The organism is Brevibacterium gallinarum (genome assembly GCF_014836885.1).
GTDB lineage: Bacteria > Actinomycetota > Actinomycetes > Actinomycetales > Brevibacteriaceae > Brevibacterium > Brevibacterium gallinarum.
In genome coordinates this window covers 44,123-59,292 of the sequence record NZ_JACSPY010000003.1, presented here as the reverse complement: position 1 = coordinate 59,292, position 15,170 = coordinate 44,123, and the positions used below count along the sequence as shown (strand labels likewise).

15 protein-coding genes and 1 tRNA gene are annotated in these 15,170 nt (G+C 67.8%); 12 read left to right on the top strand and 4 right to left on the bottom strand.

The annotated features are described in order from the left end of the window. Positions 1–9: 9 nt before the first annotated feature. The 10 genes from hisF (at position 10) to pyk (ending at position 9,277) form a co-directional block, all read left to right on the top strand. Positions 10–783, top strand: coding sequence for an imidazole glycerol phosphate synthase subunit HisF (hisF, locus tag H9634_RS04415; protein WP_191725561.1), 774 nt, complete (start codon positions 10–12; stop codon positions 781–783). Further along, positions 780–1,151 carry a phosphoribosyl-AMP cyclohydrolase gene (gene hisI, locus H9634_RS04410; protein ID WP_175294805.1) on the top strand — a complete coding sequence of 124 codons (372 nt, stop codon included), beginning with the start codon at positions 780–782 and terminating at the stop codon, positions 1,149–1,151. Before hisF ends, hisI begins: the two co-directional genes overlap by 4 nt. Beyond that, positions 1,129–2,661 (top strand): anthranilate synthase component I, encoded by a 1,533-nt coding sequence (locus H9634_RS04405; RefSeq protein WP_191725560.1) that lies wholly within the window; start codon positions 1,129–1,131, stop codon positions 2,659–2,661. The genes hisI and H9634_RS04405 overlap by 23 nt, the downstream gene beginning before the upstream one ends. Beyond that, positions 2,658–3,161 carry a Trp biosynthesis-associated membrane protein gene (locus H9634_RS04400; protein ID WP_175294803.1) on the top strand — a complete coding sequence of 168 codons (504 nt, stop codon included), beginning with the start codon at positions 2,658–2,660 and terminating at the stop codon, positions 3,159–3,161. Before H9634_RS04405 ends, H9634_RS04400 begins: the two co-directional genes overlap by 4 nt. A gap of 109 nt (positions 3,162–3,270) precedes the next feature. Beyond that, positions 3,271–3,546 carry an HGxxPAAW family protein gene (locus tag H9634_RS04395; RefSeq protein WP_175294802.1) on the top strand — a complete coding sequence of 92 codons (276 nt, stop codon included), beginning with the start codon at positions 3,271–3,273 and terminating at the stop codon, positions 3,544–3,546. After that, complete coding sequence (gene trpC, locus H9634_RS04390; RefSeq protein WP_191725559.1) at positions 3,543–4,349, top strand: indole-3-glycerol phosphate synthase TrpC; 807 nt, start codon at positions 3,543–3,545, stop codon at positions 4,347–4,349. The genes H9634_RS04395 and trpC overlap by 4 nt, the downstream gene beginning before the upstream one ends. A gap of 38 nt (positions 4,350–4,387) precedes the next feature. Further along, positions 4,388–5,710, top strand: coding sequence for a tryptophan synthase subunit beta (gene trpB, locus H9634_RS04385; protein ID WP_175294800.1), 1,323 nt, complete (start codon positions 4,388–4,390; stop codon positions 5,708–5,710). Beyond that, positions 5,707–6,489, top strand: a complete 783-nt coding sequence (gene trpA / locus H9634_RS04380; protein WP_175294799.1) for a tryptophan synthase subunit alpha — start codon at positions 5,707–5,709, stop codon at positions 6,487–6,489. The genes trpB and trpA overlap by 4 nt, the downstream gene beginning before the upstream one ends. Continuing rightward, on the top strand, positions 6,482–7,669 hold the full coding sequence (gene lgt / locus H9634_RS04375; RefSeq protein WP_191725558.1) for a prolipoprotein diacylglyceryl transferase: 1,188 nt from the start codon (positions 6,482–6,484) through the stop codon (positions 7,667–7,669). Before trpA ends, lgt begins: the two co-directional genes overlap by 8 nt. Positions 7,670–7,756: 87 nt before the next feature. Next, positions 7,757–9,277 (top strand): pyruvate kinase, encoded by a 1,521-nt coding sequence (gene pyk / locus H9634_RS04370; protein WP_191725557.1) that lies wholly within the window; start codon positions 7,757–7,759, stop codon positions 9,275–9,277. A 108-nt stretch (positions 9,278–9,385) separates the two neighbouring features. Here pyk and H9634_RS04365 read toward each other — a convergent pair whose 3' ends face one another. Both H9634_RS04365 and H9634_RS04360 read right to left on the bottom strand, forming a co-directional pair. Continuing rightward, positions 9,386–9,802: a phage holin family protein gene (locus H9634_RS04365; protein ID WP_191725556.1), complete on the bottom strand. Its 417-nt coding sequence runs from the start codon at positions 9,800–9,802 to the stop codon at positions 9,386–9,388. A gap of 182 nt (positions 9,803–9,984) precedes the next feature. Next, positions 9,985–10,066 (bottom strand) — tRNA-Leu (locus H9634_RS04360). A 100-nt stretch (positions 10,067–10,166) separates the two neighbouring features. Between H9634_RS04360 and H9634_RS04355 the strand changes: the two genes are divergently transcribed. After that, positions 10,167–10,784 carry an ANTAR domain-containing response regulator gene (locus H9634_RS04355; RefSeq protein WP_175294795.1) on the top strand — a complete coding sequence of 206 codons (618 nt, stop codon included), beginning with the start codon at positions 10,167–10,169 and terminating at the stop codon, positions 10,782–10,784. Positions 10,785–10,863: 79 nt separating this feature from the next. Here the strand turns inward: H9634_RS04355 and H9634_RS04350 are convergent, their stop codons facing one another. Continuing rightward, a complete protein-coding gene (locus H9634_RS04350; RefSeq protein ID WP_175294794.1) occupies positions 10,864–11,316 on the bottom strand; it encodes a PaaI family thioesterase in 453 nt (150 codons plus the stop codon). Positions 11,317–11,368: 52 nt separating this feature from the next. Here H9634_RS04350 and polA point away from each other — a divergent pair, with 52 nt between their 5' ends. Further along, positions 11,369–14,047 carry a DNA polymerase I gene (gene polA, locus H9634_RS04345; protein WP_191725555.1) on the top strand — a complete coding sequence of 893 codons (2,679 nt, stop codon included), beginning with the start codon at positions 11,369–11,371 and terminating at the stop codon, positions 14,045–14,047. Between the two features lie 36 nt (positions 14,048–14,083). Here the strand turns inward: polA and H9634_RS04340 are convergent, their stop codons facing one another. Further along, on the bottom strand, positions 14,084–14,920 hold the full coding sequence (locus tag H9634_RS04340) for a class I SAM-dependent methyltransferase (RefSeq protein WP_165882882.1): 837 nt from the start codon (positions 14,918–14,920) through the stop codon (positions 14,084–14,086). Between the last annotated feature and the right edge of the window lie 250 nt (positions 14,921–15,170).

Here is a 15,170-nt window from a genome sequence, read left to right as displayed (position 1 = left end):
CCCGCGAACATGACCCTTGCCGTGCGCGTCATCCCGTGCCTTGACGTCGATGCCGGCCGCGTCGTCAAAGGAGTCCGGTTCGAGAACCTGCGCGACGCCGGCGACCCGATCGAACTCGCCCGCCGCTACAGCGAACTCGGCGCCGACGAAGTCACCTTCCTCGACGTCACCGCCTCCAGCAGCGAACGGGAGACCACCTATGACATGGTCTCCCAGTGCGCGGAGACGGTGTTCATCCCGCTGACCGTCGGCGGGGGAGTGCGCAGCGCCGACGATGTCGACCGGCTCCTGCGGGCAGGCGCGGACAAGGTCGGCGTCAACACCGCAGCCGTCGCCCGGCCCGAGCTCATCACCGAGATCGCCGAACGGTTCGGCAGCCAGGTGCTCGTCCTCTCCCTCGACGCCCGCCGAGTCCCGGCGGACCAGCCGGCCACCGCCTCGAGGTTCGAGGTCACCACCCATGGCGGACGCCGCGGCACCGGCATCGATGCCATCGAGTGGATCCGCGAGGCGGCCGAGCGCGGGGCAGGGGAGATCCTGCTCAACAGCGTCGACGCCGACGGCACGCACGAAGGCTTCGACCTCGAGCTCATCCGCGCCGCCCGCGCCGCCGTCGACGTCCCGCTCATCGCCTCGGGAGGAGCCGGACAGCTCGAGCACTTCGCTCCCGCCGTCCACGCCGGAGCCGACGCCGTGCTCGCCGCCTCGGTCTTCCACTTCGGCACCTTCACGATCGCCGAGGTGAAGGACGCACTCGCCGCCGACGGGGTCACCGTCCGATGACCGGCGTTTCGGACTCCAGCCTCGACCCGGCGATCGCCGCACGCCTCAAGCGCGGCAGCGGCGGGCTGCTGCCGGTCGTCGTGCAGGAGGCGACGAGCCGCGAGGTGCTCATGCTCGCCTGGATGGACGACGAGGCGCTGGCCCGCACCCTGCGCACCGGCAGGGCAACCTATTGGTCGCGATCCCGCCAGGAGTACTGGGTCAAGGGCGAGACCTCCGGGCACACCCAGCGGGTCCGCTCGGTCGCCCTCGACTGCGACGCCGACACCATCCTGCTCATCGTCGACCAGGTCGGGCCGGCGTGCCATACTCAGACAGCCACCTGCTTCACCGGAAGGGAGCTCGATGCACATCTCGCCGACTCGTGAGGAGTTCCGCGCCGCTGCCGCGCACCATCGGCTCGTGCCTGTCTTCACCCGCGTGCTCGCTGACGCCGAAACGCCGCTGAGCCTGTACCGCAGGCTCGCCGCCGGCCGCAGCGGAGCGTTCCTCTTCGAATCGGCCAGCCAGGGCCAGTGGGACCGCTATTCCTTCATCGGCCGCGACCCGGTGGCCACCCTGACCGAACAGAACGGTCAGCTGCTGTGGCTCGGCACCGCCCCGGCCGGAGCGCCCACCAGCGGCGACGTGCTCACCGGCCTGCACGAGACGATGCGGCTGCTGTCGATCGAACGCCCGCATGCGGGGCTGCCGCCGATGATCTCCTCCTTCGTCGGCTACCTCGGCTGGGACTTCGTGCGCCGCACCGAACGCCTCGGACCCGGCCCGGAGCCCGTCGACGCAGTACCGGAGCTCAGCCTCTCGGTCCCCGGTGACGTCGCGATCTACGACCACTACACCTCCGAGGTGACCCTGGTCGCCAACGTCGTCAACGTCAACGGCCTCGACAGCGGCGTCGACGACGCCTATGACGCCGGCTGCCGGCGCATCGAGGCGATGCTCGCAGAGCTCGCCGCACCGCTGCCGTCCGACGTCGCCTGGTACGACCGCGCCGATCCGCAGGTCTCCTCACGCACCGAGCGCGACGACTACCTGCAGATGATCGAACGCGCCAAGGGCAACATCGTCGACGGCGACGTCTTCCAAGTCGTGCTCTCCCAGCGCTTCGAAGCCGAGTGCACAGCCGACCCGCTCGATGTCTACCGGCTGCTGCGCACGTTCAACCCGAGCCCGTACATGTACCTCCTCGACGTGCCGACCCCAGACGGGAGCCCGATGACGATCGTCGGTTCCTCACCCGAGGCGCTCGTCACCGTCACCGACGGGAAGGTCGAGACGCATCCGATCGCCGGGTCCCGGCCCCGTGGCGCCACCCCCGAGGAGGACCGCCAGCTGGCAGCCGAGCTGCTGGCCGACGAGAAGGAGCGGGCTGAGCACCTCATGCTCGTCGATCTGGCCCGCAACGACCTCGCAAAGGTCTGCCGGCCCGGCAGCGTCGACGTCGTGGACTTCATGGAGATCGAGCGCTACAGCCACATCATGCACATCGGCTCGACGGTCGTCGGCACCTGCGATGACGACGTCGACGGCATCGATGTGCTGTGTGCGGTGTTTCCGGCCGGGACGCTGTCCGGGGCGCCGAAGCCGCGCGCCCTCCAGCTCATCGACGCATACGAGACCGTGGCCCGCGGAGTCTACGGTGGGGCGGTCGGGTACCTGTCCTTCACCGGCGACCTCAGTGTCGCCATCGCGATCCGCACCGGAGTCATCCGCAACGGGCGCATCTCCGTCAGTGCCGGCGCCGGTGTCGTCGCCGACTCCGTGCCCGCATCGGAGGATCAGGAATCGCGCAACAAGGCCGCCGCTGTGCTGCGTGCCGCGGCTGCTGCGCAGACGCTCACGCGCCCGAGCGGGAGCGAATCAGAGGTCCTGCGATGACCCGATCCCGTGCCGTCATCGTGCTGCTCGCCGCAGCCGCCGTGCTGTGGATCGTCGGCTCCCAGCCGTGGTTCCAGGCCGCAGAGACCGCCGAACTCGCAGGCGTGAGCGCAGGATCGGTCGAAGCTCCAGAGAACTCGCCGGTGCTGCTCGCCTGCGCCGGCATCGTCGCCGTCAGCGGACTGCTGCTCACCATGCTCAAGCGCATCGGCCGCTGGATCGTCACCGCCTGTGCGGCACTGGCCGGGCTCGGCTTCGCCGGCGTGGCTCTGAGCGCGACACTCAGCAGCGCGCAGACGACGAACCTGCCGCCCATCGGCATCGTCGCCGGACTGCTCGCCGCAGCAGTCGCCGTGTGGGTGCTGCTGCGTTCGGGCAGCTGGCAGACGAGCGCGCGCTTCGAAGCCGACGCCTCTGAAACCGAAGCCGAAGACGATCACGGCGACCTCGACCCGACCCGTACCTGGGATGCGATCTCCCGAGGCGAGGACCCGAGCTGAGACCTGCGCCACATCGATGACGATCAGATGTCGGTTCGCGGGTCGGTTTCTGGCCCGCCGCATCGACGTGAGAGAATGACCGCATACCGCGTGAGAACGAAGGAGAACCATGCCGAAGACCATTTCCCGCAATGGGGCATACGACCTCGACCGCTCGAGCATTGACTACGACTCAGTCAAAGATCCGGGCCACGGGAACACCGTTGCCGCCTGGACCGGAGTCTTCATCATCCTCGTCGGCTTCATCGTCGGATGCATCGGTGTCGTCGCCGAAACCCCGATGCTGCTCTGGGCCGGCCTCATTATCTGCATCCTCGGTCCGATCGTCGGGCTTGTGATGCGCGCGGCCGGCAAGGGCGGGAAGAAGACCAAGGCGAAGGCGTGAGCGTTCTCGCCGACATCGTCAGCGGGGTGAAGGCAGACCTGGCAGAACGCCGGGCTGCCTGCCCTCTGGCAGACATCGCCTCACGCGCCGCGGATGCACCCGCGGCGCTTCCGTTCCTGCCGCGCGCGGCGGACGACTTCGGCATCATCGCCGAGGTCAAGCGCTCGTCACCGTCTGCCGGAGCCCTGGCCGCTATCGCCGACCCCGCCGGGCTCGCGAGCGCCTATGCCGCAGGCGGCGCGGCCGCGATCAGCGTGCTGACCGAGCAGCGCCGCTTCAATGGCTGCCTGGACGACCTCGACGCCGTCCGTGCTGCGGTGGACATTCCCGTGCTGCGCAAGGACTTCATGGTCGATGAGTACCAGTTCCACGAAGCCCGCGCCCACGGCGCCGATATCGTGCTGCTCATCGTGGCCGCGCTCAGCCCCGCACAGCTGCAGGAGTTCAGCGAACTGTCCGCCAGCCTCGGGATGACAGCGCTCGTCGAGACCCACACTGCTGAGGAGATCGAGATCGCCGTCGGCATCAAGCCCACCCTCCTCGGCATCAACACCCGCAATCTCAAAGACCTCAGCGTCGACCTCAACCGCTTCGCACCATTGGCCGACCTCTGCCCGCCCGATACTGTGCTCGTCGGCGAATCCGGTGTCAGCCAGGTCGGCGATGTCGCCGCCTATGCTGCCCAGGGCGCCGATCTCGCACTTGTCGGCCAGGCGCTCGTCACCGGCGGCAAGCCGCGCGAGAACGTCGCCGATTTCATCGAGGCCGGACGGAAGGCGAAAGCCGAGCGCCGGGCCTCCTGACGCCGTCTCGTCTTTGCGTCTCGTTGGGAAAGGACCACATGGACTACGAACTCTTCTCCCCGCAGCACAGCGAACTGCCGCAGGGTCCCTACTTCGGCGACTTCGGCGGCCGGTTCGTGCCCGAGGCGCTCATCGGCGCGCTCGAAGAGATCGGCGAAGCCTTCGCCAAGGCGATCGTCGACCCGGAGTTCGTCGCCGAGCTCCAGCGTCTCCACGCCGAATACACCGGCCGGCCGAGCCTGCTGACCGAGGCGCCGCGGTTCTCCGAACACGCCGGCGGGGCGCGCATCTTCCTCAAGCGCGAGGACCTCAACCACACCGGCAGCCACAAGATCAACAACGTCCTCGGACAGGCGCTGCTGACCAAGCGGATGGGCAAGACCCGCGTCATCGCCGAGACCGGTGCCGGCCAGCACGGGGTTGCCTCCGCCACCGCCGCAGCACTGCTCGGGCTCGACTGCACCATCTACATGGGAGCCGAGGACTGCGCCCGCCAGGCCCTCAACGTCGCCCGGATGCGGCTGCTCGGCGCCGAGGTGGTTCCCGTCGAAGCCGGCACCCGCACACTCAAGGACGCGATCAACGAGACCTTCCGCGACTGGGTCGCCTCCGTGGAGACCACCCACTACCTCTTCGGCACCGTCGCCGGCCCTCACCCGTTCCCGTTCCTCGTGCGCGAACTCCAGCGCATCATCGGCGTCGAGGCCCGCGCCCAGATCCAGGAGCAGACCGGCAGGCTGCCCGATGCCATCACCGCCTGCGTCGGCGGCGGCTCGAACGCCATCGGCATCTTCCACGCCTTCATCGGCGATGAGGATGTCCGGCTCATCGGCTGCGAGGCAGCCGGCTCGGGCATCGCTTCCGGCCAGCACGCAGCCCCGCTCAACGACGGCCGGGTCGGCGTGCTGCACGGATCGAAGTCGGTCATCATGCAGGACGAGGACGGCCAGACCCTGCCGTCGCATTCCATCTCAGCTGGGCTCGACTACCCCGGTGTCGGCCCCGAGCACGCGTGGCTGCAGTCGATCGGCCGCGGCGAGTACCACCCGGTCACTGACGACGAAGCCATGGCAGCCTTCCGGCTGCTGTGCCGCACTGAGGGCATCATCCCGGCGATCGAGAGTTCGCATGCCCTGGCCGCTGCGCTGAAGATCGGCCGCGAACTCGGGGAGGGTGCGATCATCATCGCCAACCTCTCCGGACGCGGGGACAAGGACGTCGACACGGCAGGGAAGTACTTCGGGTACCTCGATGCTCAGGCCGAGGAGGCTGAGACCGCTGAACCCGTCGGTGCGCAGGACCCGGCTGAAGCCGACGACGCCGCCGATGCCGGCGACACCGCAGAGAGGAGCCGTTCGTGAGCACTGCTGAGGTGCTGCGCGACTGCGCAGCAGACAACCGTGCCGCCTTCATCGCCTACCTGCCGGTCGGCTACCCAGACGTGCCCGGCTCGCTCGACGCGATGCGCGCCGTCGTCGCCGGCGGCGCTGACATCGTCGAAGTCGGCATCCCGTACTCCGACCCCGGGATGGACGGACCGACCATCCAGGCCGCCTCGGTCCAGGCGCTGCGCGGCGGCGTGCGCACCCGCGACGCCCTCACCGCTGTCGAGGCCGTCGCCGCAGCCGGGGCCACCCCGGTCGTGATGTCGTACTGGAACCTCGTCTACCAGTACGGCGTCGAGGCATTCGCCCGCGACCTCGCCAACGCCGGGGGAGCAGGCATCATCACCGCAGACCTCACCCCCGATGAGGCCGGCGACTGGATGACGGCAAGCGAAGCGCATGGTCTCGACCGGATCTTCCTCGTCGCCCCGTCCTCCAGCCCCGAACGCCTCGCCTACGTCACCGCCCACGCCTCGGGCTTCGTCTACGCCGCCTCGACGATGGGCGTCACCGGCACGCGTGCGCAGGTCGGCGCCTCAGCCGAGAAACTCGTCGCCGACACGCGCGCCGCCGGCGCCGAGCGCGTCTGCGTGGGACTCGGCGTCTCCAACCGGCAGCAGGCGGCAGAGGTCGCCGCCTACGCTGACGGCGTGATCGTCGGTTCTGCGCTTGTCACCGCCCTGACCGACGGCGGGCCAGCCGCCGTCGAAGCCCGTGCCGCCGAGTTCGCCCAGGGAGTGCGCGACCATGCCTGAACCGCTCACCGGTGCCGCTGCGCTCACCCCGCTGAGCACGGCGATCCCCTCACCGAGCTGGTCGGGATTCGAGATCGGGCCCTTCACCATCCACGCCTACGCGCTGTGCATCCTCGTCGGCATCGTCGCCGCACTCATGCTCGCCCAGTACCGCTGGAAGCGCCGCGGCGGCAGCGAAGACGATCTGTGGAACATCGCCGTCTGGGCGATCCCGGCCGGCATCATCGGCGGTCGGCTGTACTACGTGCTCACTGTGCCCGGCCCGTACTTCGGGCCCAACGGCAACCCACTCGACGCATTCAAGATCTGGCAGGGCGGTCTCGGCATCGGCGGGGCGGTCGCCCTCGGTGCGCTGACCGTGTTCCTCGTGTGCCGTCACTACGGCATCCGATTCACCTCATTCATCGATGCCGCTGCGCCAGGGCTCATCCTGGCGCAGGCCTTCGGCCGCTGGGGCAACTGGTTCAACCAGGAGCTCTTCGGCCGGCCGACGACCCTGCCCTGGGGCCTGCAGATCGACAGAGTCCTCAACGGCGCACCGAACCCCAACTGGCCTGACGCCGCGCTGCCCACCGACACCCTGTTCCACCCGACCTTCCTGTACGAATCGCTGTGGAACTTCGCCGGCTGCCTGCTGCTCATCTGGGCGGCCAAACGCTTCCGGCTCGGCCACGGCCAGATCTTCTACGCCTACATCTGCTACTACACGATCGGGCGTCTGTGGATCGAGTCGCTGCGCATCGACCACTCCGAGTACTTCCTCGGCGTGCGCATCAACATGTGGTTCTACATCGTCGTCCTCTTCATCGGCCTGGCACTGTTCACGTTCTCCCGGATGCGCCATCGCGAACCGGCACCGCAGGTCTACACCGAACGCGGCCTGGCCTGCATGGCAGCCGCCCGCGCAGACAGCACGGACTCCGGCGCTGGCGAGCACCACCGCGGCGACGACCACCGGGGCGGCGGCAACGGCACCGGCGGATCCACCGCCTCGGGAACGGCAGGCGGCACCCGCGCGGCGGGCACCGACGGCCACAGCGACCACCGGCGCGATGACGACGGCGGCAATGCGCTGACCAACCGCAGCTTCGGGTTCTTCGGTGCCGTCACCTCGGCGATCTCGATCGTCCCGCAGGTGCGCCGCCGCCCGCACGAGGACGGGTCCGCCAGCCGCGACTGACCGGCAATTGTGTCCACCTGCTGGTCACAGCGCAGAAATTCGGACAGGATTGAAGGCAGGCCCGCAGACCCGACTAGGCTGGTGGCTATGAGGCATGCAAAGATCGTCGCCACTCTTGGCCCCGCCCAGCAGAGCTACGAAGACATCCGCTCACTCATCGAGGAAGGCGTCAACGTCTTCCGCTTCAACCTCAGCCACGGCACCCACGCACAGCACGAAGAGAAGTACCGGTGGGTCCGCAAGGCCGGCCGTGACACCGGCGAGCCGGTCAGCGTGCTCATCGACCTGCAGGGCCCCAAGATCCGGGTCGGCACCTTCGCCGGCGGGCTCAAGCCCGAACTGCGCAAGGGCGATACATTCACGATCACCACCCGTGACATCGAAGGCACCGCGACCGCGGTGGGCACCACCTATGCTGGTCTCGCCCGCGACGTCGAGGTCGGGGATCCGCTGCTCATCGACGACGGCAGGATCCGCCTGCGCGCCACCGACGTCACTGACACGGACGTCACCTGCGAAGTCGAAGTGCCCGGCCGGATCTCCGACCACAAGGGCATCAATCTGCCCGGTGTGCCGGTGTCCGTTCCGGCGATGAGCGACAAGGATGTCGAGGACCTGCGCTGGGGTCTGCGCCTGGGTGCTGACTGGGTGGCGCTGTCATTCGTGCGCACGCCCGAGGACGCGGAGACCGTGCGCGAGATCATGCGCGAAGAGCGCATCCTCGTCCCGCTCATCGCCAAGCTGGAGAAACCGCAGGCTGTCGATGCGCTCGGGAGCATCGTCGACGCCTTCGACGGCATGATGGTCGCCCGCGGCGACCTCGGTGTCGAACTGCCCCTGGAGCAGGTGCCGATCGTGCAGAAGCGCACCGTCGAACTCTGCCGACGCAACGCCAAACCGGTCATCGTCGCCACTCAGATGCTCGAATCGATGATCGAGGAGCCGCGGCCGACGCGCGCCGAGGCCAGCGACTGCGCCAACGCTGTGCTTGACGGGGCCGATGCGCTCATGCTCTCAGGCGAGACCTCGGTCGGTGCGCACTGGCTGGAGGCCGTGCGCACCATGGCCCGGATCATCCAGTCGACTGAAGAGCACGGGCTCGCCCGCATCGCCCCGCTCGGCACCGAGCCCCACACACAGGGCGGTGCTGTCACTGCAGCCGCGGTGCGCATCGCCGAACAGCTCGACATCGGCACGCTGTGCACCTTCAGCCAGTCAGGCGACTCGGTGCGCCGGATGTCGCGGCTGCGGGTCAAGCAGACGATCCTCGCATTCACCCCGGATGTGCGCGTCTACCACCAGCTGGCGCTGACATGGGGCGTGCGAGCATTCCTCGTCAATCAGGTCCGCCACACCGACCAGATGGCCCGCCAGGTCGATCACGTGCTGCGCTCCCGCGGGCTGGCCGAGGACGGCGAGAAGTGCATCATCGTCGCCGGTTCACCCCCGGGGATCGTCGGGTCGACGAATGCGCTGCGGATCCACACCGTCGGCAACGCGATCACCGGCAAGGCCGCCGCCTACCGTGATGACTCCGACACCGGCCCGGTCAACGAGGTCTACGGCGAGATCACCGAACCGCAGGAATACGAGCAGAACACCGACTGACCTCGGCTGCCCGTCGGCCCGGACCGCCGCTCCCTCTCCGGGGCGGCAGTCAGCGTTTCCCGGGGTCGGTAAGCGTCTGCCGGGCCGGTCAGCGTCTACCGGAGGCAGTCAGCGTTCGGTCTCGCGTTCGCGCGGGCGGACGAAGAAGTTCAGCACGAGTGACACGACTGCGATGATGATCGAGGCGAGCACGGCCGTCCAGAGGAAGCTGTCGATCTCCAGGCGGATCGGCGTGAACTGCGAGACCCACGACGTCAGGGAGACCATCGCGGCATTGATGACGATGGTGAACAGGCCCAGGGACAAGCAGGTGATCGGCAGGGCGATGACCTCGATGAGCGGTCTGATGATCGCGTTGACGAGTCCGAAGATCAGCCCGATGACGAGGTAGGAGATCACCGCCGAGGCGGTGGGGCCGAGGCCGGTGAAAACGGTGTCGCCGCTGGTGATGGCCATGCCGGGCAGAAGTGCGGCTGCCGCCCAGATGGCGACGGCGTTGACGATGACGCGGAGCAGGAAAGTCATGGTCCCAGTCTCTCAGGTGCCGATGGGAAACTGGTGAACAGGCGCACGGGCGTCTGCTGAGACAGGAGGCGATCGCGAACTCGCCCAGCACTGCGGACATGCCGAGATCCTCAGGGACCAGATCCTCGCGGCCCGGACAGCGGAGCCGAGCGAGCAGGCGCCAGGCGCGACAGGCAGTTGAGTGCCGGATGTGGGACTCGAACCCACACACCTCTCGATACCGCATTTTGAGTGCGGCGCGTCTACCAATTCCGCCAATCCGGCAACGAAGAACATCCTAGACCAGCCGGGCGCCCACCCGCACCTCCGCATGAACATCGGCTCGCGCTGTCAAAACGCGCAGCGGCGTGACTAAGATGAAACCGTGGCTACCAACGAAGAAGCACCCAAGACAGAGAACGGCGTCGTCCGGCGCGTCGTCGTGGCCGAGGACGAAGCCGTCATCCGCCTCGACATCGTCGAGATGCTGCGCGAGGTCGGATACGACGTCGTCGGCGAGGCAGCCGACGGCGAATCGGCGATCCGGCTGGCCGAGGAGCTGCGCCCAGACCTCGTCGTCATGGATATCAAGATGCCGGTCCTCGACGGCATCTCCGCCGCTGAGCGGATCGCCAAGGCCCGCATCGCCCCGGTCGTGCTGCTGACGGCGTTCAGCCAGAAGGAGCTAGTCGAACGAGCCCGTGACGCCGGCGCAATGGCCTATGTCGTCAAGCCCTTCACGTCCAACGATCTCGTGCCGGCCCTGGAGATCGCCCTGTCCCGCCACGCGGAGATCGCCGCACTCGAATCCGAGATCGCCGACATGACCGACCGGTTCGAGACCCGCAAACTCGTCGAACGCGCCAAGAGCCTGCTAATCTCCAGCATGGGCCTGAGCGAGCCCGAGGCGTTCCGCTGGATCCAGAAGACCTCGATGGACCGCCGCCTGACGATGCGCGAAGTCGCCGAGACTGTCCTCGAGCAGATCGGCAGCAAGAAGTAACCCACGCACCCTCATCGGCCCCTGACCGCCACGCTGCGGCAGGGGCCGAGTCATGCCCGGACTCAGTGCTCGGCGCCTCTCAGCGCTTGGCGCCGAGCACCATGTTCGTGATCCGCACGATGGAGAGCAGCCGGCCCTCATCATCGGTCATTCGCACCTCATGGTTGATCATCGTGCGGCCGTGATGATTCAGCGTCGCCGTCGCATGCACATGCCCGTCCTTGGCCGCACGGACATGGGTCGCATTGAGGTCGACGCCGACGACCGGCCGCCCGGAGATGAAGTACGCGTGCAGGGAAGCCAGCGATTCGGCGATGACGACATGCGCCCCGCCGTGGAACAGCCCGAAGGGCTGCGTGTTGCCCGCCACCGGAATCGACGCGGTCGCACGCTCGTAGGCGACATCGTCGACGACGATGCCGACCCGCTCCAGCAGGGTTCCGGCGCTGCGCTCAGCGTTTCCGGCCACCAGCTGGGCCCGCACCTCGTCCGGGGTGTCCGTCGTCAGGGGGAGAAGTTCGTTTTCGGTCATGTCCGCACTCTACGGGATGCCGGGGCCGTGCCGGGCGCGCTAGGCTTGCAGGGTGAGCGAACACAGCCAGAAACTCCTTCTCATCGACGGACACTCCCTTGCCTACCGGGCGTTCTTCGCCCTGCCGGTGGAGAACTTCTCGACGACGACCGGGCAGTCGACGAACGCCGTGTTCGGCTTCGTGTCGATGCTGCTCAACGTCTGCCGCGACGAGGCGCCGACTCATATCGCGGTGGCCTTCGACCTCGGCCGCGAGACCTTCCGGCTGGCCGAGTACAGCGAGTACAAGGCCGGGCGGGCGAAGACACCGGAGGAGTTCCACGGCCAGGTCGAGATCATCAAGGACGTGCTCGCCGCGATGAACATCGCGGTGGTGACGAAGGAGAACTACGAAGCCGACGATGTGCTCGCCACGCTTGCCCAGCAGGGGGAGCAGAAAGGCATCGACACCTACGTCATCACCGGTGACAAGGACTCCTTCCAGCTCGCCCGCGACGGTGTGACGATCCTCTACCCCAAACGCGGGGTCTCCGACCTCAGCCGCATGACACCTGCGGCGATCGAGGAGAAGTACGGCGTCAGCCCGGCCAACTACCGCGGGCTGGCCGCCCTCGTCGGCGAGAAGGCCGACAACCTGCCCGGCGTGCCCGGGGTGGGGGAGAAGACCGCAGCGAAATGGCTCGTCAAATACGGCGACCTGCCCGGTGTCATCGACAGCGCCGAGGACATCGGCGGCAAGGTCGGCGGCAATCTGCGCGAGCACCTCGACGACGTCGAGCGCAACTACCGGCTGAACAAGCTCATCGACGACCTCGAGCTGCCCGTCGGCGTCGAGGACGTCACCTGGACCGGCGTCGACCGGCCGGCGGTGAGCGAACTGTTCGACCAGCTGGAGTTCCGGCAGCTCGGCGCCCGCCTCGACGCCCTCGTCGGCCCAGAAGAGACCCCCGCCGAGGCGTCGGCAAGCTCCCTGCCCGAGGTGACGGTCTCCGACAGTGCCGCGCTCGTGACATGGCTGGAGGGCACCGACGCCGAGGCGCTCGTCGCCGTGGCGACGAACGGCACCTATGAGCTCGGCTCCGGCAGCGTCGACGTCATCGGCCTGGCCACCGAGGACAGCGCGATCTCAGTCGACCTCACGACCCTCGACCCCGCTGCCGTCGAAGCGCTTGCCGGTTTCCTCACCTCCCATCTGCGTCTCGCCTTCCACGGCGCGAAGACCCAGCTCAAAGCACTGGCCGATGCCGGCTACCGCGATGTGCGCCTGGCCATCGACACCGAGATCGCCGGCTACCTCCTCGAGCCCGGCGCCCGCTCCTACGACCTCGCCGAGCTTGCCGGCACGCACTGCGGGATCTCGCTGACAGAACCCGCCGATGACGGGCAGCTCGCCCTCGACCTCGACGACGGGAATGAACGGCTCACCGCCTTCGGCCAGGCCGCTGCCGCCATCGCTCGGCTCGCCCCGGTGCTCACCGGAGAGGTCGACGCCGCCGGCATGGCCGCGGTGCTGCGCGAGATCGAAGTGCCGCTGGTACAGGTGCTCGCCGATATGGAGCACACCGGCATCGCCATCGACCGCAGCGAGCTCTCCGCCCTCATCGACGAATTCACCCGGCAGGCCGAGACGTGCGCGCAGCAGGCGTATGAGGCGATCGGCCACGAGGTGAATCTCAACTCACCCAAGCAGCTGCAGGTGGTGCTGTTCGAGGAACTCGACCTGCCCAAGACCCGCAAGACCCGCACCGGCTACACCACGAACGCCGAAGCGCTGGCCGACCTCTACATCAAGAGCGAACACCCCTTCCTCGAACATCTGCTCGCCCACCGCGATGTCATCAAGCTCAAGCAGACCGTCGCCGGGCTTGAGCGGATGGTCGCCGACGACGGACGCATCCACACCGTCTACCAGCAGACCATCGCCGCGACCGGCAGGCTGTCCTCGACCGATCCGAACCTGCAGAACATCCCGGTGCGCACCGGAGCCGGCCGGCGGATCCGGCATGTCTTCGTCTCCGAGGCCGATGCCGGGTACACCGACCTCATTTCCGCGGACTATTCGCAGATCGAGATGCGGATCATGGCCCATCTGTCCGGGGATGAGAGCCTCATCGCCGCGTTCAATGCCGGTGAGGACCTGCACTCCTACGTCGGCTCGAAGGTGTTCGGCGTCGGTGTCGACGAGGTCAGTGCGCAGATGCGTGCGAAGGTCAAGGCGATGTCCTACGGACTCGTCTACGGGCTGTCGGCCTTCGGGCTCTCGCGTCAGCTGCGGATCTCCGTCGAGGAGGCCCGGGCGCTCATGGAGGGATACTTCGAGCGCTTCGGCGCGGTCAAGGACTACCTCGACGAGATCGTCGCCGAGGCCCGCGGGCGCGGCTACACCGAGACGATGTACGGCCGGCGCCGCTACCTGCCCGAGCTCGGCAGCTCGAACCGGCAGATCCGGGAGATGGCCGAACGGGCCGCCCTCAACGCCCCGATCCAGGGTTCGGCTGCCGACATCATGAAGATCGCGATGCTCAACCTGCGCGATGCCTTCGCCGCCTCGGACCTCAAAAGCCGGATGCTGCTCCAGGTCCACGACGAGATCATCGTCGAACTCGCCGATGGTGAGCGCGAAGCCGTCAGCGAGGTGCTGCGCACGACGATGGGGCAGGCAGCTGAGCTGTCAGTCCCGCTCGACGTCAACCTCGGTGTCGGCCGGTCCTGGCAGGACGCCGCCCACTGAGCCACCGCCTCGGCGGCGGGCCAGCAGCCAGCGGGATCAGCCGCCCAGGCGGGTCGAGAAGATCGCAGTGCCGGGCATGAGCGCGCCGCGCAGCGGCGACCAACCGCCCCAGGCGGTGTCATTGTGCTCGGGCCATTCGGGCTCGGTCACGCCGGTGAGCTGGAAGCCGGCATCGACGAGAAGGGTGACCCAGTCACCGAAGGTGCGATGGTGCTCGGCGTAGACCGGCTCGCCGGAACCGTCGACCTCGACATAGGGGGTGCGGTCGAAATACGAGTACTCGACCGTCAGCCCGGTCTCACCGGGCACGTCAGGGAACATCCAGCGCACCGGATGGGTGACGGAGAAGACCCAGCGGCCGCCGGGACGCAGCACGCGGGCGACCTCGGCGAGGACCACCTCTGCGTCCTTGACGAAGGGCAGTGCGCCATAGGAGGAGAAGGCGATGTCGAAGCTGTTCGAGGCGAAGGGCAGCTGCCGGGCATCAGCCTGCAGGAATGTCGGGGGCACGGCGGCCTCTGAGAGCGGATGCTCCTTCTGCAGCCGTGACGCCTGCTCGAGCATGCCCGAGGACAGGTCGACGCCGGTGGTGATCGCACCCTGCTCAGCCAGCCACCGAGAGCACTGCCCGGCACCGCAGCCGACCTCGAGCACCTGACGGCGGGCGACATCGCCGAGCAGCTGGATGTCGGATTCGTGAATTCCCTCCGGACACCAGACGAACTCAGCGGCACCGAGGAAGCTGCCGTGTTCGGCGAGGTACTCCTCAGCCGAATGGTCCCAATAGCTGCGATTCGCCCGGACTGACGCCTCTTCGTCGATGGCGAGATAGCCGCCGCTGATGGTCTCGGGGGAGTACTCGCTGTCCGTCATGGGAAGGCTCCAGTGGTGTGGGAGGTGAAATCTGCTCGCGCGTGTGCGTCATCCGCATTGATGATGCTAACATTGGCTATCGTATGCGCTGCGCGCGTGTGGGTGCGGTTCTCGTGGCGAGAACAGCCGCTGTCGGAAATCTTCCGTATTCCCGATCTCACTCATCGTGACACATTCACTGCAGCCGTGCACTCCACAAAGTCCATCAGTCCATCTAGACACTGGCGCCCGCGCCGGTGAAAAGTCCATT